17 protein-coding genes are annotated in these 22977 nt (G+C 60.7%); 12 read left to right on the top strand and 5 right to left on the bottom strand.

Annotated features, from left to right (window positions below):
* The 10 genes from V7080_RS07645 to xopAJ all read left to right on the top strand — a co-directional run.
* Window positions 1-957 (top strand): type VI secretion IcmF C-terminal domain-containing protein (locus V7080_RS07645; protein ID WP_334187809.1); only part of this gene is annotated, 957 nt, incomplete at its 5' end.
* Window positions 958-991: 34 nt separating this feature from the next.
* The gene (tagF, locus tag V7080_RS07640; RefSeq protein WP_334187808.1) at window positions 992-2032 is read left to right on the top strand and encodes a type VI secretion system-associated protein TagF; all 1041 of its coding nucleotides are present in this window, start codon (window positions 992-994) and stop codon (window positions 2030-2032) included.
* A 198-nt stretch (window positions 2033-2230) separates the two neighbouring features.
* Window positions 2231-2740 carry a type VI secretion system contractile sheath small subunit gene (tssB, locus tag V7080_RS07635; RefSeq protein ID WP_334187811.1) on the top strand — a complete coding sequence of 170 codons (510 nt, stop codon included), beginning with the start codon at window positions 2231-2233 and terminating at the stop codon, window positions 2738-2740.
* Window positions 2741-2743: 3 nt separating this feature from the next.
* Window positions 2744-4237: a type VI secretion system contractile sheath large subunit gene (gene tssC, locus V7080_RS07630; RefSeq protein WP_334187807.1), complete on the top strand. Its 1494-nt coding sequence runs from the start codon at window positions 2744-2746 to the stop codon at window positions 4235-4237.
* Window positions 4238-4408: 171 nt separating this feature from the next.
* Window positions 4409-4909, top strand: a complete 501-nt coding sequence (locus tag V7080_RS07625) for an Hcp family type VI secretion system effector (RefSeq protein WP_334187806.1) — start codon at window positions 4409-4411, stop codon at window positions 4907-4909.
* A 138-nt stretch (window positions 4910-5047) separates the two neighbouring features.
* Entirely contained in the window at window positions 5048-5527 is a 480-nt protein-coding gene (locus V7080_RS07620) for an OmpA family protein (RefSeq protein WP_334187805.1), read from the top strand.
* 198 nt (window positions 5528-5725) lie between these two features.
* On the top strand, window positions 5726-8425 hold the full coding sequence (gene tssH / locus V7080_RS07615) for a type VI secretion system ATPase TssH (protein WP_334187804.1): 2700 nt from the start codon (window positions 5726-5728) through the stop codon (window positions 8423-8425).
* A gap of 266 nt (window positions 8426-8691) precedes the next feature.
* Complete coding sequence (locus tag V7080_RS07610; protein ID WP_334187803.1) at window positions 8692-9738, top strand: hypothetical protein; 1047 nt, start codon at window positions 8692-8694, stop codon at window positions 9736-9738.
* 472 nt (window positions 9739-10210) lie between these two features.
* Window positions 10211-11890 (top strand): MBL fold metallo-hydrolase, encoded by a 1680-nt coding sequence (locus V7080_RS07605; protein WP_334187802.1) that lies wholly within the window; start codon window positions 10211-10213, stop codon window positions 11888-11890.
* Window positions 11891-12003: 113 nt separating this feature from the next.
* Window positions 12004-13305, top strand: coding sequence for a XopAJ/AvrRxo1 family type III secretion system effector zeta toxin (gene xopAJ, locus V7080_RS07600; protein ID WP_334187801.1), 1302 nt, complete (start codon window positions 12004-12006; stop codon window positions 13303-13305).
* A 49-nt stretch (window positions 13306-13354) separates the two neighbouring features.
* Here the strand turns inward: xopAJ and V7080_RS07595 are convergent, their stop codons facing one another.
* The 5 genes from V7080_RS07595 to V7080_RS07575 form a co-directional block, all read right to left on the bottom strand.
* Window positions 13355-13684, bottom strand: coding sequence for a cupin domain-containing protein (locus V7080_RS07595; protein ID WP_334187800.1), 330 nt, complete (start codon window positions 13682-13684; stop codon window positions 13355-13357).
* A 120-nt stretch (window positions 13685-13804) separates the two neighbouring features.
* Window positions 13805-14008, bottom strand: coding sequence for a hypothetical protein (locus V7080_RS07590; protein WP_334187799.1), 204 nt, complete (start codon window positions 14006-14008; stop codon window positions 13805-13807).
* A gap of 30 nt (window positions 14009-14038) precedes the next feature.
* Window positions 14039-15040: a prolyl aminopeptidase gene (gene pip / locus V7080_RS07585; RefSeq protein WP_334187798.1), complete on the bottom strand. Its 1002-nt coding sequence runs from the start codon at window positions 15038-15040 to the stop codon at window positions 14039-14041.
* A gap of 197 nt (window positions 15041-15237) precedes the next feature.
* Window positions 15238-16686: an App1 family protein gene (locus tag V7080_RS07580; protein WP_334187797.1), complete on the bottom strand. Its 1449-nt coding sequence runs from the start codon at window positions 16684-16686 to the stop codon at window positions 15238-15240.
* A 210-nt stretch (window positions 16687-16896) separates the two neighbouring features.
* Window positions 16897-18447: an alpha-amylase family glycosyl hydrolase gene (locus V7080_RS07575; RefSeq protein ID WP_334187796.1), complete on the bottom strand. Its 1551-nt coding sequence runs from the start codon at window positions 18445-18447 to the stop codon at window positions 16897-16899.
* A 367-nt stretch (window positions 18448-18814) separates the two neighbouring features.
* Here V7080_RS07575 and V7080_RS07570 point away from each other — a divergent pair, with 367 nt between their 5' ends.
* Both V7080_RS07570 and V7080_RS07565 read left to right on the top strand, forming a co-directional pair.
* Window positions 18815-22096: an alpha-1,4-glucan--maltose-1-phosphate maltosyltransferase gene (locus tag V7080_RS07570; protein WP_334187795.1), complete on the top strand. Its 3282-nt coding sequence runs from the start codon at window positions 18815-18817 to the stop codon at window positions 22094-22096.
* Window positions 22093-22977: alpha-amylase family glycosyl hydrolase (locus V7080_RS07565; RefSeq protein WP_334187794.1), on the top strand; the 885-nt coding region annotated here is incomplete at its 3' end. The genes V7080_RS07570 and V7080_RS07565, both read left to right, overlap by 4 nt.

Below are 22977 nucleotides of genomic sequence, written 5' to 3'. Positions count from 1 at the left end.
CCCGAGCCCGAGACCGCCGCACGCCAACTCATGCAGGCAACGTTGAACGGCAGCGGATCGGAGCTTGCCGAGGCATTGGCGCTGGTCGACAACGTCTTGCTCGCCAATGCGCCTGAGGACACCAAAGAGATTGCCCGTCCGCTGCTGGTCCGCCCCCTTGTGCAAACCTATGCAGCCCTGATTGCACCGGTCGAGCAGGACATCAACCGCGCATGGCAGGCGGAGGTGATGTCGCAGTGGCGCGGTCTTGCCGCCAAATACCCGTTCGCCGATTCATCGAATGAGGCATCGATGGCGGACATCGCGAAGTTCCTGAGCCAGGGCGAAGGCACCTTGCACAAATTCATCGATAAAAAACTGTCCGGACTGGTGACGCGCCGCGGAGATACCCTGATCCCGCGTACCTGGGCCAATCTTGGCGTGAGCTTCAGTCCATCCTTCCTTGGCGGCGTCGCGCGTCTTTCGTCAGCAGGCAATGCGGTACTGCAACAGGGCGAGGGCACGAAATTCGAACTGCAGCCGATTCCGACGCCCGGCCTCAGCGAAATCCTGATTGAAATCGACGGCCAGGTCCTGCGGTATCGCAATGGTCCCCAGCCATGGACGGCATTCAGCTGGCCCAACGCCGGGAATGCGAATGCGCAGGGCGCGCGCATACAGGCAGTGTCATTTGCCGGTGTCTCAACGTCGGTTGCCAACTTCAGCGGCCGTCTCGGCTTGATGCGACTGCTGGCGCAAGCCAAAGCGGACAACCCCGCGAGCTCCACTGTGCAGCTGGAGTGGCGCTTCCGTCAGGATCGTCCCGGCATCGAGCAGGTGGTTGCGGGCGACCGTCCTGCTGTTCCCGATGGCGAGGCCGATGCCGTGCGATTCAATTTCCGCATGGTCAGTGGCGCCAATCCAATGGCGCTCTCCGGACTGCGCCGGCTCGGACTGCCTGAAAAAATCACGAACTGAAGTCACACACTGAGGGATGCGGAGGATGATGGTTTTGCCATTCAAACGTGCTGAAACGGGACATGCCGCGACGTATACGCTGTACGGGAAACTGCGTAACCGCGCGGACTTCGTGCGGGTCAACGCCGATCATGCCGCCGTCACGGAGTTCGATGATCTGATTCAGCGGACCTTTGCTCGCCTCTCCACCGAACCGGGCTGGGAAGAGGCGTATGACAACAGCGCACCTGTCGAATTCCAGTATGTTTCCCGCGACACGCGGCATACCTTCCTCGGTATCCTCACGCCGAGCAGCGACCAGGCCGGGCGCCGTTATCCCCTGGTTGCCGGCGCCATTCTGCCGAGCGACTCCATTGCCGGCTATGCCCACGTGTCGCCAATTGCCTACGAAGTCTTCTTCGACGGTTTGCGTGAGCAGGTCAGCAGCGCTGTTGACAACTCGGTCGAAGCGCTCTCATGCCGGCAGTTCCTTGAAACGCAGTTGAGAGGCAGCGATACCTCCGCTGCCGATCTCGAGCTGGCAAAAAGCGTGGTGCGGCGGTTCATGCACATAACGCCCAGCGCCCGGCTCGGCGAACTGCTCGCAGCGCCGGCGTCGGCAACCACGCTGAACCTGGCGCTGCTGAATCTGGCGTTCTACCGCGCTTTCCTTCGGCGCTTCGACAGTCCCGCAACCCACCAAATGATTCTCCTGCCGCTTCCCGAAGACAAGGGAGAGCGCGCACTGGTTGCGAGCGCATGGCTATCCATGCTGGATGCCCTGTGGGCGGGCGGACGGATCGGCCAGCCGTGGAGCGGAGACTACATCGTCATGCAGCGCCCAGCCGGGGAAGTCGCGCTCGCGGCATGTTTCGGCAAGGTCCACGACCGCTTCACACCCGCAATGCTCGGCGGACTGCTGGATGCGAGTGTCGTGCTGGATCTGGGCAGCGAGCAGGACGCGTGGATCAATCATCCGCTGTACGCGGAAGTGTCGTATGCCCTCGGGCGTCTGCTCGCCGACCCCGCATCGTCGCTGGAGAGCCTGTGCGCATTTTTGCAGGATGTCGGTAAGAAGCTTGAGGAGAAGGTGTAGCGAACTATTGAAAGCGCAGCGGTCGTTTCTGCCGGGAGATTGCAATACCGGCCGTATCGGGTAGGGGAAGACCGCTCTCGCGGACCGGGAATCACCCGCCGCAGTATCAGAACAATCTTCAAAAAGTTTGGTTGAGGGAAATTGGTGTCAGGCGGTCACAAGCGTTATCCATTCATCGTGTAGCAAAGGGAAAAATCCATCATGGCGAAAGAAAGTACACAGAAAAAACTGTCGCGCGTGCGCCCGCCGCGTGTGCAGATCACCTACGACGTCGAAATCGGCGACGCGATTGAAACGAAGGAGCTCCCTTTTGTTCTCGGGGTCCTGGGCGATTACAGCGGCAACCCGAAAGAGGCGCTGCCGAAGATGAAGGAGCGAAAGTTTGTCGAGATCGACCGGGACAACTTCGACGATGTGCTGAAAGGCGTGGCACCCCGGTTGCAGCTTCGGGTCGACAACGAACTGCAGAAGAACGATACCCAGATGGGCGTCGAACTCAATTTCGAAAAACTCGAGGATTTCGAGCCGCAGAACGTCGTCAGGCAGATCGAGTCGCTGAAGAAGCTGCTCGAGGTGCGTACCCGCCTGTCGGATCTGCGTAACAAGATCACCGGAAACGACAAACTGGAACAACTCCTGGACGACATCGTGCATGACACGGAGAAGCTCAAGCAGATCAGTTCCACCAGAACAAAGAAAGAGGACTGAACCATGAGTGAACTGGCACAACTGCAGGAACCTGTGGCGGCATCGGTACGTACGGAAGACGCACCGGCCAGCCTGCTCGACAGCATCGTCGAACAGAGCAAGGTCGCGGCAACCGCTTTCGAACGCGCGAATGCACGCGACCAGATCGCGGAACTCGTGGACGAGGTGCTTGCCGGCACAGTGACCCTGTCAAAGGATCTGGCGGCAAGTATTGACGCAAGGGTGGCGGAACTCGACCAGCTGCTGTCTGACCAGGTGAACGCCATCATGCATCATCCCGAATTCCAGAAGCTGGAAGCATCCTGGCGCGGCTTGAAGTATCTCGTGATGCAATCGGAAACCAGCCCGATGCTGAAGATCAAGATGCTGAATGCATCGAAGAAGGATCTGGTGAAGGATTTCAAAACCTCGCCTGAATTCGACCAAAGCGCGCTGTTCAAGAAGATCTACGAGGAAGAGTACGGCACCTTCGGCGGCGGTCCGTATGCGGCGCTGATTGGCGACTACGAATTTTCGCGTCATCCGGAGGACTTCTACCTGCTGGACGAGCTGTCCCATGTCGCCGCATCGGCGCATGCGCCGCTCATTTCCTCCGCTGCGCCGTCCCTGTTCGGACTCGAAACGTTCGGGGATATCGGGAAGCCGCGCGACCTGTCGAAGATTTTCGACACCGTCGAATATGCAAAATGGAAGTCGTTCCGCGAATCCGAGGATTCCCGATATGTCGGCCTGGTGTTGCCCCACGTGCTTGGCCGCTTGCCCTATGGCAGGGACACGGCTCCGCTGGAGGATTTCAATTTTGAAGAGGACGTCGACGGCACGAACCACGACAAGTACCTGTGGACGAATGCGGCCTATGCCTTCGGCGCACGCCTGACCGATGCCTTCGCAAAATACGGCTGGCTGGCGGCAATCCGGGGCGTCGAAGGCGGCGGACTGGTCGAGGGACTGCCGACGCACACCTTCAAGACCGACGACGGCGAGATCGCGTTGAAATGTCCGACCGAGGTGGCAATCACGGACCGGACGGAAAAGCTGCTGTCCGACCTGGGATTCATTTCGCTCGTGCATTGCAAGAACACCGACTACGCGGCGTTTTTCGGCGGCCAATCGACCCAGAAGGCCAGAACGTACAACACCGATGCCGCGAACGCGAACGCAAGATTGTCGACGCAATTGCCGTACATCTTTGCGGCGTCGCGTATCGCGCACTACATGAAGTCGATCATGCGAGACAAGATCGGCAGCTTCGCGTCGCGGGAAAATGTGCAGCAATTCCTGAATACCTGGCTGGCCCAGTATGTCCTGCTGGACGACTCGGCTTCGCAGGAAGCGAAAGCGAAATACCCGCTGCGTGAAGCGCGGGTAGATGTTGTCGAAGTGCCGGGCAAGCCCGGTGTCTATCGGGCCGCGGCATTCCTGCGCCCGCATTTCCAGCTGGATGAGTTGACGATCTCGTTGCGGCTGGTCGCAGAGTTACCCAAGAACGCACGTTAGTTTCAATGGATTTGACATCGCCGGCATAAACGCCGGCGATGGCTTGACGATTAGTGTCGCATAAATAGTTGCATAAAAAGCAACACTAAGACTGGGAGTGCAATAGTGTTTTTCAACGGACCGGCACCAAGGCACCTGCCGAGGAAAGGTCATTTAATCAAAGGGAGCAACATGGCATTTGACAGCTTTATCAAGATCGACGGTATTCCGGGCGAGTCCTCGGACGACAAGCACAAGGAATGGATCGAGGTGATTTCCTTCGATCACAAGATCGAGCAGCCGGCATCCAGCACCGCAAGTTCGGTCGGCGGCGCAACCGCGGAGCGCGTCAATCACGGCACTTTTAACTTCGTTCACATGCTCGACAAGGCAAGTCCGAAGCTGTACGAAGCATGCTGCACCGGCAAGCACATCAAGGAAGTGACCTTCGAATTGTGCCGCGCCGGTGGCGACAAGGTGAAGTACATGGAAATCAAGATGGAGCAGGTACTGGTTTCAAAGGTGGAAGAAACCGGCGCATCCACCGGCGATTCGGGCTTCCCGAACGAAAAGATTTCCCTGTCCTACGGCAAGATCAAATGGACATACACGCAGCAGAAACGTGAAGACGGGTCTGGCGGCGGCAATGTCAGCGCAGGGTGGGATCTCACAGCGAACAAGACGATCGCCTAAGTTCCGTCGTCCGGTATCGATGCAATGAGATGTCTTGCTGCCAAGGCGGCGCGACATCTCTTCCTCAGCGGCACGGAAGCGGCGTGTCCGGGTCGCTGCGGGCGATATGGTGTTTACATTGAAAATAAGGAGTGTCAGATGTTTTTCCATCACCGCTTGAACGGCCTCGTTGCCGGGGCAAGTCTGGCCGCATTGCTGGTCATGACCGGATGCGCTCAGCAACCAACCACGCCGGAATCAACCGGAGCGACGCCTGCGCAAGGCAGCATCGTATCCGGCAAGGCGGAACCTTCCCCAGCGCCGGTTCCGACGGAAACGAAACCGGATTACGCGAGCATCAATCCGGTACCGATTACCTTCGAAAAAATGAGCGTGAAACTGAGCGACGCCGAAAAAGCCGTGATCGGACAGGTCGCCGAGCGCGCGAAGAAGGCGACGAAACTGCTTGTCACAGGTTACTGCGACAGAAAACAGGTCGGCAATCCGAAAGCCGCGGCACTGGCCAGGGCGACGGCCGTCAAGGACGAATTGGTAAAACTGGGAATCAAGCCGAAAGCGGTACGCATTAAATACGTGACGACGGTCGCGGACAAGCACGCCGCCGAGATTGCCTTTTGATTGCCCGCCAAAACGCGCGCACTGCCAACGCATGAACGACAGCGGTTTGCCCGGGCACGGAGCGGTGCGCGGCGCCTCGCCCGTTTCGCGCATGCGGGCGGCCAGGACCGTGCGGAATGCCTTCGCCGCATGCGACAACCCTGTTTTCGCCGTGCTCGTCCACGCCGGCACATCGGGTAAGAACCACACTACGACAATATGAATACGAATCTGAAAGCATTGATCGCCAAACTGAACCCGACGACACGGCACGCCATGGAGTTCGCCGCGAATCTTGCGCTGTCCCGCACGCATCATGAAATCGACGTCGAACATGTATTGCTTGCGCTTCTGGACAAGCCGGACACCGACCTTGCCGCAATCCTGAAAGCCTATGACATCGATACTGCTCGCCTGGAGACGGACCTGACCGCCGGGCTGGCACAGTTCAGGACCGGAAACACCCGCAATCCTGTGCTGTCGGGGAATATCCCGCGGTGGCTGCAAGCCGCATGGCTTGCGGCGAGTGTCGATTTCGGCGACGGGCAGTTGCGGAGCGCATATCTGCTGCTGGCGCTGGTGGCGGACGACGAGATCGCACGGCTCGTGAACGGTTCCTGCAGTGCCTTGTCGCGGCTGCCGGTGGACGATCTGCGGCGGAACCTGCCGCACCTGTTGCGCCTGTCGAAAGAACGGGCAGACAGGGCGGGCGAGGGCGCATCACTGCCGGATGCGCACTCTGCTGCATCCGCGACGTCATCCCCAGCGGCCGGGAGGCAGACGCCGGCGCTCGACAAGTACACGATCGACCTGACCGCACAGGCGCGCGCCGGAAAAATCGACCCGGTGCTCGGGCGCGATACGGAGGTCAGGCAGATGATAGACATCCTGCTGCGCCGAAGGCAGAACAATCCCATCCTGACCGGGGAGCCGGGGGTGGGAAAGACCGCGGTCGTGGAGGGGCTTGCGCGGCGAATCACGCAGGGCGATGTGCCGGAGGTCCTGCGCAACGTCACCCTGCGCACGCTAGACCTCGGCCTGCTCCAGGCGGGCGCCAGCGTCAAGGGGGAGTTCGAAAGCCGCCTGCGGGCGGTGATCGATGAAGTCAGGGCAAGCCTGGCGCCCATCATCCTGTTCATCGACGAAGCGCATACGATGATCGGGGCGGGCGGGCAGGCCGGACAGAACGATGCGGCCAACCTGCTCAAGCCGGCGCTGGCCCGTGGCGAATTGCGTACCATCGCGGCGACGACATGGGCTGAATACAAGAAGTATTTCGAAAAAGATGCGGCGCTGGCGCGGCGCTTCCAGGTGGTGAAGGTGGAGGAGCCTTCGGAGGAAGCCGCGATCCAGATGCTGCGCGGGATCGCGGACGCGATGGAGAAGCACCACAATGTACGTATTCTGGATGAAGCTGTGGTCGATGCGGTGAGAATCTCCAGCCGTTACCTGGCGGGGCGGCAATTACCGGACAAGGCAATCAGCGTCCTCGACACCGCCTGCGCCCGCGTCGGCCTGTCACGCGCCAGCGTGCCGGCGGCGATCGAGGATATCCAGCGCCTCCTGGACAACATCGAACGGGAGTCGGCGGCCCTGCGCAAGGAGCAGAATCCATTCCATGCGAAACGTCTCGAGGAGCTGCGTCTCCGGCGGCAGGAACTTGAACAGGATCTCTCGCTCAGGCAGACAGCCTTCGAGCAGCAGCGTGTCCTGGTCGAGCAGATCGGCGCCCTGCGCAAGCGACTGGAAAACGGCACCGGCCGCGAGACGGAGGCCGGACCGGGCAAACGGCCGAAGAACGGTGCCGTTGCCGGTGAGGACGCCCATGCGGAGTTGCTTGCGGCGCAAAAAAAGCTGCATGATGCGCACCAGGCGCAACCGATGATCTACGATTGCGTGGACACCGCGACGATCGCGGAGGTCGTTTCGGGCTGGACCGGCATTCCGCTCGGCCGCATGGTTGCGGATGAGATCGACACCGTGCGCAACCTGAAAGCCCTGCTGGAGCAACGTGTCATCGGGCAGGGCCATGCGTTGGGAATGATCGCGCAGCGCATACAGATCGCCAAGGCCAGCCTCGAGGATCCCGGCAAGCCGAAGGGGGTGTTCCTGCTTGTCGGTCCGTCCGGTGTGGGCAAGACGGAAACCGCGCTTGCGCTGGCCGATACCCTGTACGGCGGCGAACGCAATCTCGTCACGATCAACATGTCCGAATACCAGGAAGCGCACAGCGTATCGGGCCTGAAAGGATCGCCACCGGGCTATGTCGGCTATGGCGAAGGCGGCGTGCTGACGGAAGCCGTCCGTCGCAGGCCGTATTCGGTTGTTCTGCTGGACGAAGTGGAGAAGGCCCATCCGGATGTACTGGAGCTGTTCTTCCAGGTATTCGACAAAGGTGTCCTCGAGGATGCGGAGGGACGCGAAGTCGATTTCAGGAATACCGTCATCATCCTCACTTCCAACGTCGGCAGCGACCTGGTGATGAAGGCCGTTGAACACGGGGTGACGGTCGATGGCAGGAAACGCCAGCCGACACCGGAAGATCTGCTGGAACTGCTGCGCAAGGACATGCAGAGGGTGTTCAAGCCGGCCTTCCTCGGACGCTTGTCTGTCATACCGTATTACCCGATCAAGGATGAGGTGATGCGCCGCATCGTCGAGCTGAAACTCGGCAAAGTGGGCCAGCGCATGCTGCGCAATCACCAGGCGACGCTCAGTTATGACAGGACGCTGGTGGATATGATCGTGTCTCGCTGCACCCAGGTCGACAGTGGTGCTCGGGATGCGGACGCGATCATTTCAAACTCGGTGCTCGCACAGATGTCGGATCAGGTCCTTGCACGCATGGTGGACGGACAAGCGGTCGGGTCCGTGGCCTTGAAGGTAAGGAAAGACAAGCTGGCAGTTCTCGTCAAATAGGGAATGCGCAGCGCAGCACCGCAAGGACTGTTTGTTCCCGATTGTCGGATTGCACCGTGCCGCGGCAACTGCGTCACAGGTAGGTTGCCCGTTATTTTCCTGGCTGGAAGGCAGGCCTGGAATCGGTCCATCAATTTTGGAACTCTGATCCGCCTCGTTTTACTCATTGATACCAGCGCTTTGCGGCCGTATGTCCGGCACTTCGCAAAGCGCAACGCCGAACCGTAGTTGGAATGGTTGCTCAATGGAAATAAATAGAGGGAATGATGGATCCACTTTCTAACCAGTCGCGTGATTCGCTTTTTGCCTTGAATATGCAAGGACCGTTTACATTCCCCTCCACGACGAGTCCAGTGAGACTGACGAGGACCGGGGAACCTGGAGATATCTCATTTCCAACGCAATACGAAAATTTTTCATTGGCACTTGCGGGCGACGGAGAATCGTCGGTCAAGTATTTCAATAGTTTCCTGGGACTAATCTTCAATGGCGGGTCCCCGATAAGCCTGTCGGATCTGACAAATTTGTCGACGCTCACGACAAACGGCACGGAGACGCCTGCCACACCCGATAAGTTTGCCGAAGATGGCATGCGGATGCCAAAGGCCGATGACAGGCGTCCGCCGGGCGATACCAGAACCGCCGAAGAAATCGTCAAGGAAAATCCGGCGCTTTCAAAGCTGAAAGGTCGATACAAGGAGGACTTGAAGAAGCACTGCGGCGACTGGGAGAACGAGCCTGATCCACAAAAACGGGCTGATGCGGCATATCGTGCGACCGAGGTACTCGAGTACATCGACACGTCCACAAGCCATACCGGCGGTGAGCGCAATAAAAAGAACGGCGATGGGGAAATCGAAGGCTGGAACAAAAAAGGTAAGGCGGTTCGCCATGGAACGGAGGCGCACCTGGTGCAGGAGTTCTGCGACAAAGGGTATGACGGGTTGCGCGAAAATCATCGCCTGGAAAAAAGTAACGACAAGCGAGTCAGGGAAGATGGCAGCGTCAAGCCTTCCAAGTGGAAGAAAATCCTGGGCACGATCGCCGATGCAGTTTCGTTCATGCCTTGGCTGAGTAACACCCTTCACGGCATTCGTAAAGGAGACGGTGTATGGGATTCAATCAAAGGCGGTTTTGAAGGGTACGCCAAAACAATCAAGGACGGCGCCATTGGTGCCGGCTTAGCAATCGCAAAGGGACGCGTCGACCCGCTTTCAATCGCTGCTGGCGCCTACAAGGGAGCGGTAGTGGGAACTGATCTCGTACAGAGGCATGTGCCGGACGAGGTTAAGGATGTCATCAAGGTCCTTTGATGTAAAGGCAGGCGGTCTGCAATACCTGTTCAGTGGTCAGGTCAAGACTTGGTGGGCGGGTGCACTTTGAACTTCCGCCCTCGGAATCTCTGGCAAATCTCATTTTGCCGGCCTCGACTTCCGGGGCGGCTGGCGAAAACTTGCTGCCGGATGCATGAATCGCTGTTGTCACTGTGATCATCGGGCAAGACAGTAAATGCGTCACAGTGACCGAGGCAATTGATGCCGGATTGACATGGAAAAGCCGGTCCAGTTGCTTGCAGCCTGCAAAAAACCATTGCGCGGAATGCGCCCGGCAACAGTGCGAACTGGCTGTGCCGTAGCGTCTCGAAACGCGCGTGGCAGGTTATACGTGGAAAACCCACTTGCCATTTCGAATTCGTTCCGCGCCGGCACGCCAAGGGGGGCTCGGATGCGATTGTAAAAGCTCATTTACAATCGACTCCCAGACCACCCGCCCAAGAGCAAAAGTATGAAAGACGTGCATGTTGCGCCCCGTCCAGCCGCCACCCTGATACTGGTGCGCGACCGTCGAGAGGGGATGGAAGTATTCATGATGCAACGCACGCACAAGGCTGCATTTGTTCCCGGCGGTTATGTATTTCCGGGCGGCGCGCTCGATGCTGCCGATAGCGATGCGTATTTTGCAAGCTGCGATGCGACCATAAATGACGAACTCGCCAGCGGCATTCTAGGCGTGGAAGCCGGAGGCCTTGCCTACCTGGTCGCCGCGATCCGCGAGTGCTTCGAGGAGTCGGGGCTACTGCTCGCGCGCGACCGCGATGGCAGGACGGTGAAGCTGGCCGGACAGCCGGACGAAGCGGAATACGCCGCACTCCGCAAGCAGCTATCCGACGCGGACATGGATTTCGCAGGGTTTTGCCGGTCCCGTCAACTCGTACCGGCGTTCGACAGCCTTGCTTATTTCGCACACTGGATCACGCCCGTCGGAGTACCGCGGCGCTTCGATACCCGCTTCTTTCTCGCCGTAGCGCCCGATTTTCAGACACCTGCGCACGATGACGGCGAAACAATAGCCCATGAATGGATACGGCCTGCCGATGCGCTGTCACGCCATCGTGCCGGCGAACTCGACATGATGTTTGCAACCGTCAAAACCCTGGAACTTCTCGGGCGGTTCGATAACGCACAGGATTTGTTGAAGCATGTCCGTTCAATGCAATCGGTGCCGGTAAACCGTCCGCGCGTAGCGACCGGAACCAAGGGACGCCGGGTACTGCTGCAGGGCGACCATGCCTATGCCGAAGTCGGCAAGCTGGATCCTGCCGGAACCGGAAAAGCCTCGAGCGATATCCTTCCTGGGGTCGTCACCCGCCTTTCGGAGCGGGTGGCGCGTATTGCGGCACCGAATCCGGGTTTCATGACCGGACCTGGCACCAATAGCTATCTCGTCCAAAGCGGCGAGGATTTCGCCATCATCGATCCGGGGCCCGCCATAGCCGAGCATGTCGAACGTCTGCTGGCCCAGGCAAACGGGCGGATTCGCTGGATACTCACCACCCATACCCATCTCGACCATTCGCCCGCCGCGGCGCTGATCAAGGAGCGCACCGGGGCGCAGCGGATCGGCATGCCGGCGCCTGACCAGGAACGACAGGACCGGGACTACCAGCCGGACAGCGTAATACGGGACGGCGACCGCATCCCGCTCGGCGCCTGCACCCTGCGGGCGATACACACGCCGGGCCATGCGTCGAATCATGTCTGCTATCTGCTGGAGGAAGAACGGCTGCTGTTTACCGGCGACCACATCATGCAAGGCTCCACCGTCGTCATCAATCCGCCTGACGGCGACATGCGGGCCTATCTCGCTTCGCTCGCGAAGCTGAAAGCATTCGATGTCGCGTACCTTGCGCCCGGCCACGGTTTCCTCATGGACCAGCCGCATGCCGTGATCGACCGCATCACGGCGCACAGGCTGACGCGTGAGGAGAAAGTAGTGGCTTCCCTGCGCGATGCCGGGCAGGCGACTATCGCGGAACTCCTTCCCGTCGTGTATGACGATGTCCCGAAAGAAAGGCACGCCATGGCGGCGAGGTCATTGCTGGCGCATTTGAACAAGCTGAAGGACGAGGGGCAGGCGTCCGTCACGGATGAGCGGTGGTCGCTCGCGGAACGAAATCCTTACTGACGTGTATTGCCGCCGACGGCGAAGGAACCTTTTCTTTTCCCGGGTCACCTATCGCACTCATTCCTGAGCGTCCATGCATGCCGCCAGGGATGCGAACAAACCGGGACCTGCCATTGAAAATCGCGCTGAACACACCGATTGCCGCTGCCAGGGCAATCGCAGAACACTTCCGAAATTTCCGACCCATAGCCCGGGCGCTTGATCATGCCGATGCCCGGGCATCTTCCAGTCATGTCATCCTGAACGAACAGGGATGGCGACAACGCATTCTCGGCGGTGTACGAGGCAGGACTGGCCTCATTCCCGACACCGTGCACCAGGATGTGACAAAACCCGGGGTGCGACGCTTCTCAACCCATCGCACAAACATGCCGGACGCCGCCGATGGCCGACCATTGGATGCCACGGCGGCGCGGAAATCGCCATTTCGACGTCCGACTTCCGACGCGCTATATGCGCTTGGGCCGCTTCCCGAGGAGCGCAATGCGCGCTGGGACTATCTTCATCATCCAGAAAACTGGGCCCCGGAACGACGCCGGCTACAGGAGACCCTTCTGGCGGATGCGGTCCGGAATGCACTCTCGTTCGCCGAAGCCGTGGTCGACAGCGGCAGACCACCGGCGATCTTTGCGCTGCGCGGGAACACGGCAGCAGGCAAAACCAGCACGGTGAAAAGGACGATGCCCATGCTGGCCGACGCACTGGACAAATATGCCGACGGCGCAGTGAATCCTGACATTTTCAAGCCACGCCTGCGTGGACATGGAGACGCGAGGCTGAGTTTGAGCGCAGTGCATGCGGAGTCCTGCGTCCTGGCGGACCGACTGACGGAAAAACTGATTCCGCTGAAAACCGCCGATGGCGCACCGGCCAGCATCCTTATCGACAAACGGCTTGCCGAAAAGGAGTCGGTCGCCAAATATGTTTCGCTTGCCACTACAACAAACCGTCAAGTGCTGCTCTCCGACATCGATGCGCCCCTGGAGAAGTCGCTTGCCCGGGTGCTGGCACGATCGCCGTCCGGTGCTCATCCGGTTCCCCCGTTCAGCGCCGTCAGCGAAGGATTTGCGAACGTGCGCGCCAACCGTGCGGCCGTTGTGGACCTGTTCGTCAGGAGACGGGAGCTGGCGCAGTACCAGCTCCTCGGAACCGCCCGCACAGGCGAACATGTGAAAGTCGCGGCGGTCGAACAAGGCGAGCTGACGATCGAGCATGGCGATTTATTTTCCGAGCTGACCACGCCGCCCGCCGATATAGCGGAGCGCATGGCCAGGGAACGGATCGATGAACGGACGATCGATGCGCTTACCCGTGATCTGGAGCCAGAACGTGCCGAACACCTCCGTGCGGCGCTCTACGCGTATCTCGGGAAAACCTGGGCGCAGGCGCTCGACGCGCACAGCGAAAAGATTTGATCGTAATTCATCGTAGACGCCGTTCCGAACGGGCAGGACGCCGGCCGCGTCAATAAAACACCGCAAGCCAGACCGTATCGGTGTCCGGACTCGTCCAATCGACGCGGTGACGGACACCGGCAGGAATATCGACATACATGCCCTCGGTGAGGCGGACCGTCTTGTCACCGCCGTCAACATTCTCGACACGCAGTTCCGCCTCGCCTTTGATCACCATCACCCACTCGTTTTCCACTTGCTCATACCAGAAGCCCGGGGGCGAGCACTGCCCGCGCGAGACGATGCGCTCGATGCGGACATGGCTTGCCGTGACCAGGCTTTCGCTGATCTCTGCCGGCAGCAAGGCAGGGATGCCTTCCAGGATGTCGTGCGCGTTCACGGGTTCAGGCGCGTCAAGATGAGGAATGGAGCCGTATTCTGGCAGAAAGCATCGGCGCCGGGACGGCATTTGCCTAACGCGGAATGTGATGCTTGCGTTCGATGGCGCGGACCCGGTCCGCTATGCGGCTCCCGCCGCCTTGTCCGCAACTTCAGCATCGGCTACAACGGGACGTCTTTCCACCGGCTTGTGATCAATCTCGCAGTGGGCGGCGTCGGCCGTCGCCACGCAAGCCTCGAAAGCATCTGCGATCTGCACCACGTCGAAGACGTAAATGGTGTCGTCAACCAGAATTTCTTTCGTCGAGAGGCGGACTGTTGGCATGCATTTATTCCTTTATCTGTCGTGTAAAAATTAAACCGGCCCGGAAGCGTCGAGCGCCGCGGCATCGAACCGCCGCTCACGTTTGAACTGCTCGATTGCCTGTATGACTTTCTTGCGGATACCCGGTTCGGACGGGGAGTGGCCGGCTTCCGGAACGATGTGCAGCACCGAACCCGGCCAAGCCTTGTGTACCTGATATGCCGATTCCGGCGGCGCGATGACGTCATGGCCGCCCTGCACGATCATTAACGGCAAATGGGCGATTGTGCTGATGTTCGCAACGAGCTGATCCGCTTCGAGAAACATCTGGTTGCGGAAGTAAAAGGAATCGAGCCTTCCGACGCCATACACCACCGTGTCATCCTTTGACGATTCCTCGACCAGTTCCGGATCATGGCGAAGCAGCGAACAGGATTCCGTATATTTAAACCAGAGCCGTGCCGCGGGCATGCGCTCGTCCGGATCGTCGCCGAACAGCCGTTTTTCGTAGGCGGTGAGGAGATCGCTGCGTTCCTGTTCCGGTATTGCTTCGGCGAAGTCGGCGTATGCCTTCGGAAAAAAACGCCGCATGCCGTACAGGAACCAATCAATTTCGCCGGGGGTGCCGAGGAAGATGCCGCGCAGGACGAAGCCGAGGCAGGCTTCCGGGTGGGTCTGGCCGTAAGCGAGCGACAGGGTGGTGCCCCAGGAACCGCCGGCGAGCAGCCACTTGTCTATGCCGAGCATCTTGCGCAGTGCTTCCATGTCCTGGACCAGCAACTGCGTGGTGTTCGCGCGTACCTCCGCCAGCGGTTTGGAGCGATAGGCGCCGCGCTGGTCGAACAGGATGATGCGGTATGCGTCCGGATCGAACCATTGCCGCTTTTCCGGCGATGACCCGCCGCCCGGACCGCCATGGACATAGACCACCGGAATACCTGCCGGATTGCCGGATTCCTCCCAGTAGAGGGTGTGAAGGTCATCGACGGCGAACATGCCGGTAAGGCGTGCTTCGATGGGCGGGAACAGCGAAAAGTCGGGTGAAGGATTCATGATAAATAGGTGACCGGAAAGCAGAGCCGCTTCTACCCGGTTTACTTAGGTGAAGCTTAGACGCAGACAGTGGCCATTCGCTAAAAATCCGAAAGTATGAAAAAAGATTGCGGCGATCCCAAGGGCAAGATTTCGCCTGCCCGCATCGTCGGCGGGGAAACCGATTTCCGTCGTGCAAGTAATCTACCCGTTTGAGGCTACGACGCGGCGCCGGAACCGGCTTCATCCTTTTTTGTCTCAGACCGCACGTTTGCCATGCCGTCCACCCGGATCAGTCCCTCGCCGGCGGCGTGGGCCGCCGCCGATATGCTGTCCGGCGCCAGGATCAGTTGCGCGCCCGAGGCCCGTACCTCGTCGATCAGGTGATCGAGTGCTTCGATGCGTGCCGGGTCGGGATTCACGTTGCGGATATAGATGACTCGGATCTGCTTCGGATGCCGCTTGACCAGCTCGGCATAGATTTCCGGATCCTGTTCGCCGCTGTCGCCGATCAGGATGAACGGCAGGTGCGGATAGAAACCCAGAATGTCTTCAATCCTGTCAAGTTTGTGGGTGCGGTGCCGGCCCGGGCCGAACAGCTTGCGAACATCCAGCTCCTTCAGCATGAGCGGACCGAGGGGTATGTCCTGCAGCCGGAGGAACTCCACCAGCGGGTTGAAAAGATGCCAGGGACTGCTGGAAACATAAAAGACAGGATTGCCTTCGTTCCCGGAGGCACCGTCGCGCAGTGCCCGGTAAAAAGCCGCCACGCCCTTGAACGGCTTGCGGGTGTGCGCGTTCGAGCGCGCCAGCATGCGCAGCATGTTCAGCCGGTTGGTGACGTTGGTCCAAAGGACCGTGTCGTCGATATCACTGATGACACCGAAGCGTGCTGTCGACGGCGGGACCAGGACTTCGGCCGTGGCACGTACCGGGACGCCATTGTCCGGCAAGGGTTCCATCAATTCAAGATCGACGGTATGCCAGCCGCTGCCGGTCACCGGCTGCTCCGGGACGATGTCGAACGCGAAGTAGCCGCCGTGGTCGGTCACGGTTTCCTGCATGACCTTGCCGAACCGCGCGCGGATGCGGGCGCCGGCGACCTCGTCGGATTCCAGCCGTTTGTACAGATGCATGAAGTTGCTCCAGCGGCTGTCGTCGCGGCTTTGCTGGCGGAGGCCTTCGTCCTCCAGCAGGCGACCGCGCACGGAGAAACGTTGCGGATTGCCGTACCCGAGGTAAGGGATGAGGACCAACCGGCCGGTGGGGCTGAAGTTTTTACCCAGGTGGCGCAGCGCCTGTCCGGCCAATGTGCCGGCTGTCTTCGCGACCCTGTGATGGAGCGCTTCCTGCGTCGGTGCGGTGGCTGCCAGGACAGGCGGTTCGTCTATCGGGTTCCGTTCCGTGTCCGCAGGCATGGATGCACCTTCGACCCAGACCGGTCCGCCGCCATCGCGCCGGATCGACTGCGCGGCGTCGTGCACGCTGTGCGCGGCACCCGTATCGATGGCTGCGGGAAGGACATGGATATCCGCGCCTGTCTGCCGAAGCCGATCGATTTCCTGTGCCGACAGCAGGTCGGGGGGAACATACAGTGATGTGCCGGCCAAGCCGGCCTGTGAAGCGACGTCGTCGAAACCGGCCCGAGTCAGGAGCAGAAACCGCATGAGCCTTTCCTGGTTGAACGCATCCTCCCGTGTCGGCGGTTGCAGGCGGGTGCGCTGCGGGACATGGTCGGTATACCGTGTTGTGTTTTTCCAGGTCGATTCTATCTTTCAGGGCGATAACGGCGGGCCGCTACCGCAACCGGCTTTGATCTTGTTCAGAAGCCCGGCGTTCTCCCTTGGTTTCCGTCATGAACGCAGTCCCGGCCACAATCACGCGCGCAGGATGGCGAATCCGCTCACATCCAGGCTGACTGACCGGCCATCGACCTCCGCGCGCCGGCTGAACACGATGCCCGCATTGTCCACCGACGGCACCTTTTTCGGCACGACATCCATATTGAACAGGCAGACCATCGCGTCGCCTGCATGGCGGCGGGTAAATGCCAGCACGCCTTCCGGCGCGTCCAGCAGCCCGATATCGCCCGCACGCAATGCCGGATGGGCGTTGCGCAGCGCGATCACTTCGCGGGCAAAGCGGAGCATCGAGTCAGGATCAGCCTCCTGGCGCTCCACGTTCATGCCGAGATGCACCGGGTCCACCGGCAGCCAGGGTTCCGCGCTGCTGAAACCGCCGTGCTCGGCATCCGTCCAGGGCATCGGCGTGCGGCAGCCGTCACGGCCCTTGAATTTCGGCCAGAAGGAAATGCCAAAGGGGTCCTGGATACGCTCGAACGGCACGTCCGCCTGCGGCAATCCGAGTTCCTCGCCCTGGTACAGGCAGATGTCGCCGCGCATCGAAAACAGCAGTGCCAGCATGGCCTTCGCCGTCTGGTCGAGGTCGCGGCCGTTCTGCCAGCGCGATGCCACGCGCGGCTTGTCGTGGTTGCTCATCGCGTAGCAGGGCAGGGCCGGCGTCCTGATGCTTTCTTCCAAGGTGGTGATAACCTTGCGCACATAGGCGTCGCTGCTGTCGGGCTGCATGAGGGCGAAGCTGTAGGCTGAATGCAGGCGGGTCTTGCCGGTGTACTGGCCCATCAGCTTCAGCGCGTCGTGTCCGCCGACCTCGGCAAGGCTGAACGCGCCGTAGGCGTCGAGCAGCTTGCGGATGCGCTCCAGGAAGGGCAGCATCTCCGGCCGCGCCTGGTCATAGACATGAAGCTGAAAACCGTAGGGATGGAGCGCGGCGCTGGTGTCTTCGCGCGGCGGATTGTTGCGCAGCGCCTGGTCCTGGAAGATGTGATTGCAGGCATCGAAGCGGAAACCCGATACGCCCATGTCGAGCCAGTAATCCATCTCCGCCAGCACTGCATTCTGCACGTCCGGGTGATGCATGTTGAGGTCCGGCTGGCTGGAGAAGAATGAATGGAAGTAATACTGCCTCCGTTCCGCATCCCAGCGCCATGCCGGACCGCCGAACACCGATACCCAATTGTTCGGCGGGCTGCCGTCCGGTTTCGGATCGGCCCAGAGATACCAGTCCGACTTGCCGTTTTCTTTCGCGCGGCTCTGCTTGAACCAGCTGTGCTCTTCCGACGTGTGGGAGATCACCATGTCGACGATCACGCCAAGCTCCAGCGCCTTGGCGCGTTTCATCAGCGTCCGGAAGTCATCCATCGTGCCGAAGATCGGATCGACGGCACGGTAATCCGATACGTCATAGCCGAAATCCTTCATCGGCGATTTGAAGAAGGGGCTGATCCAGATCGCATCGACACCCAGGCTCTTGATGTAGGGCAGCTTCTGTTCGATGCCTGCCAGATCGCCGATGCCGTCGTTGTTGGAATCGCTAAAGCTGCGTGGGTAAACCTGGTAAATAATCATGGGTGTACTCGTAAAACCTGTCACCGCAGGAAACGTGACGATGTACGCAACTATCTGTTGCCGAGGGGAATTTCGCAATGTCGAGAAGGCAAGAAAGTGCCTTTTTGTTTCGCACAAACAACCACCGTCGATGCGGTGTGCCGGTAAAGGACGTTTTTCGCGCTGCAATCACTGCAACTTTGCGATTTCTGAATGTTTTTTTGAGAACAAATGCGATGCCGCCTGCTCTATCAAAATTGACACGCCCGTCCGTCATGTGCATGTGCATGTGGACGGCCATTCATTTCCAAAGGACCCGGTTGACACGATGCCATTATCGAAGCCCACAACGAACCTCCCGCTTCCTTACCTTCCCCGGATTTATTACATGGAGCCGCGACTGGCCGGCTCCGGAGCCGATCTGGACAGGCATCTCGCCAGATGCGCCGGAATGGGCTTCGATCACATCCTGATTCCGCCGCAGGCGTCGTCCGATGCCGTCCGAAGCCTCGTGCGCAGCGGCAGCCAGACCACGCCGAAGCTGCAGGTGCTGGTCGACTTCGATCCGCGTGGCATCGGGACGGACGCGGGGCTCATCGAGCGCTGTCCCGACTGGTTCCGCGCCGCTTATCCGGACGATGATCTTCCCGACCCGCGCCAGGTTGCACGTCCTCCGGCGGCGTTCGCGCCGCGTTACGAGAACCAGGGCGTCGTCGAGGAGATCGCCGCGTACTGGGCGGAACGGTTGCGGGGACTGATCGATGCCGGCGCGGCCGGGTTTCGCTGCATCGGTGTCGGCGAAGCACCTGCGGCGTTCTGGAAAACGCTCATCGGCGCAGTGAACGGCGCAGGCGGCGCGGTACGGTTCCTGGCATGGACCCCCGGCTGCACGCCGGCACAAATTGACGCGCTGGCGGGATGCGGCTTCGACGCCACCTTTTCCTCCGGCGCGTGGTGGGATTACAAGTCGCGCTGGCTGGCGGAAGAGCAGGCGCGACTGCTGCGCGCAGCACCGCCGATCGCCTTTCCGGACAGCCCCGACGAGCCGGTCATCGGCCGGGTCAGCGGCAATGAGGATATCCCGGTGCGCCGCCAGATCTACAAGCGCGCGCTGCGGCTTGCGGCGGCCGCGGGCAACGGCATTCTCGTGCCGATGGGTTTCGAGTTCGGCGCATCCGGGGTGCTGCGTACCGGCACGACAGCGGGCGGTGAGCGGCAGCTTTGGAACGACCTGCAGGAACATCGGCCGTTCGACCTCACCGGCGACATCAGCGAGGTCAACCGCTACATCGCCGGCCGCGGCGCGGACTTCTACGGCCAGCCGGTACGGATGCTCAGCGTGCCGGAGGCGGAAGCCGGGGCCGCCGCCATACTGCTGCGAGAAGCGGACAGCGCCGGCAAGGAAAGCGCCCGCGAAGCGGTGTTCATCGTCGTCAATCCGGACGTGTCGCGGCCCTGCGAAGTCGACGAACGGCGCCTGCTGGAACGCGCGGGCGGTTACATCCGCGACCGCGCCGCATGGCCGCTGAACGATGACGGTACGGCAGACGAGGGCACCCTCGGACCCATACATCTCGACAGTGGCGCACTGGAACTCTTTGCGGCCCGCATGCGCGAGCCCGTTCTCCTTCCGCAGGAACGGACGCAGGATGTGACCGCGGCGGCGGCATTGCCGCGCATTGCCATCGAAGCGGTCAGCCCGTCAGTCGATGGCGGCCTGTTTCCGGTGAAGCGCATCGTCGGCGAATCCGTGTGCATCGAAGCCGATGTGTTCGTGGACGGGCATGACAAGCTGGCGGTCGTCGTGCAGTGGCGGGCTGCGGACGAGAACGAATGGCACGAGACGCGCATGCATCTGGTGAGCAACGATCGCTGGCGAGCATCGGTGCCACTGACCCGCATGGGCCGGCATGAATTTGCGGTCGAGGCATGGCGCGACGCCTTCTCCACCTACCGGGATGAGCTGGAAAAGAAAACCACCGCCGGACTGAATGTCGCGCTGGAACTGGAAGAAGGGCGGCTGCTGGTGCAGGCGGCGGCCCGGCATGCGCAGGAAAAACGCCTTGGTGTGGCGCCGACGCTGGCGGCCCTGGTTCAGGCACTGGAAGCCGGAAAGGATACGGATGCCGGGCAGGCCGAACGCATCGCCGCCCTACTGTCGGAGCCAACCGCGGAGGCGATGCGGCTGGCCGATGCGCGGCCGTTCGCGGTGCGTACCGATCCGGCGCTGCGCATCGACGCGGAACGCCTCGCGGCGCGGTTTTCCAGCTGGTATGAATTGTTTCCCCGTTCACAGAGCGGCGACCCGGCGCGCCACGGGACATTCGCCGATGTCGAAAAACGCCTGCCGGCGATCCAGGCAATGGGTTTCGACACACTGTATTTCACGCCCATCCATCCGATCGGCAAAAAGCACCGGAAAGGCCGCAACAACAGCCTTACCGCCGGCCCCGGCGATCCGGGCAGCCCGTATGCCATCGGTTCGGACGAGGGTGGGCACGACGCCATCCATCCGGAACTGGGTACCCTGGAGGACTTCCGTCGCCTGCGCGACGCGGCGGCGAAGCACGGGCTGGAGCTCGCGCTGGACTTCGCGATCCAGTGCTCGCCCGATCATCCGTGGCTGAAGGAGCATCCCGACTGGTTCAGCTGGCGGCCGGATGGCACGATCCGCTATGCGGAAAACCCGCCGAAGAAGTACCAGGACATCGTCAACGTCGATTTCTACGCGAAGGGCTCGGTGCCCGGCCTATGGCTCGCATTGCGGGACGCGGTACTCTTTTGGGTGAAGGAAGGCGTGCGGGTCTTCCGGGTAGACAATCCGCATACCAAGCCGCTGCCATTCTGGGAATGGATGATTGCCGACATCCGCGGCCAGTATCCGGACACGATTTTCCTGTCGGAAGCCTTCACCCGGCCGAAGATGATGTACCGGCTGGCGAAGGTAGGGTATTCCCAGTCCTATACCTATTTCACCTGGCGCCATACGAAGCAGGAGTTCATCGAGTACTTGACCGAATTGTCGACGACATCGGTACGCGAATATTTCCGGCCGCATTTCTTCGTCAACACACCGGATATCAACCCGTATTTCCTGCAGCGCTCCGGCCGTCCCGGCTTCCTGATCCGTGCCGCGCTGGCCACCATGCTCTCCGGCTTGTGGGGCATGTACAGCGGCTTCGAACTGTGCGAGGCCGCCCCGGTGCCGGGCAAGGAGGAATACCTCGATTCGGAGAAATATGAAATCCGCGCCTGGGACTGGCAGCGGCCCGGCAACATCATCCGGGAAATCACGCAGCTCAACCGCATTCGGTCGGAAAATCCGGCTTTGCACACACATCTGAACATCCGCTTCCTGAATGCATCCGACGACAACATACTTTTCTTTATTAAATCGACCGCGCCGCCGGATGACGCGGGTGACACGGCGACGATAGGTGACAACGTCATCCTTGGCGCGATCAACCTCGATCCCTTTGCCGCCCATGAAGGCGACCTCGAGCTGCCGCTCTGGGAATTCGGCCAGCCGGACGACGGCGGGCTGGAGCTTGATGATCTCGTCAACGGCGGCCGCCTCGCCTGGCACGGCAAGTTCCAGCGCCTGCGGCTCGATCCGTTCGTGAATCCATACGCGATCTGGCGCGTCCGCAGCAAGGGAATATCAACATGACCAATGAATTCATCCCGGACCGTCGCAAGACCGCCCGGCACTCCGCAACAACGCCGGAACAGTCCGAGGGGCGGCGCTTTTCCGACAACCCGCTGTGGTACAAGGACGCCGTCATCTACCAGGTGCACGTCAAGTCCTTCTTCGACGCCAACAACGACGGCGTCGGCGACTTCGCGGGCCTGATCGAAAAGCTTGATTACATCGCCGATCTCGGCGTGAATACCATCTGGCTGCTGCCGTTCTATCCATCGCCGCGCCGCGACGACGGCTACGACATCTCCGAGTACCGCGGCGTCCATCCGGATTACGGCACCATGGCCGACGTCCGGCGCTTCATCAGCGAAGCCCACCGGCGCGGCCTGCGGATCATCACCGAACTCGTCATCAACCATACCTCCGACCAGCATCCATGGTTCCAGCGGGCACGCCGGGCGCGGCCCGGCTCCGCCGCGCGGGACTTTTATGTGTGGTCGGACAATGACACGGCCTATGCCGATACGCGGATTATCTTCTGTGACACCGAGAAGTCGAACTGGACCTGGGACCCGGAGGCGAACGCCTTCTTCTGGCACCGCTTCTATTCCCACCAGCCCGACCTGAATTTCGATAATCCGAAGGTGCTGAAATCGGTCCTCGCGGTAATGGCCTTCTGGCTCGACCTCGGCGTCGACGGCCTGCGGCTGGATGCCGTGCCCTACCTCGTGGAGCGCGAGGGCACCAGCAACGAGAACCTGGCGGAAACCCACGCCATCCTCAAGCGCATCCGCGAGGCGGTGGACAAGGCTTATCCGGGGCGGATGCTGCTGGCGGAAGCGAACATGTGGCCGGAAGACGTGCGGCCGTATTTCGGTGACAGCGACGAATGCCACATGGCATTCCAC

It is taken from the genome of Noviherbaspirillum sp. (assembly GCF_036846085.1).
Taxonomy (GTDB): Bacteria; Pseudomonadota; Gammaproteobacteria; order Burkholderiales; family Burkholderiaceae_D; genus Noviherbaspirillum.
The sequence above is the reverse complement of the archived record's forward strand: the minus strand, read 5'-3'. Positions and strand labels throughout refer to the sequence as shown.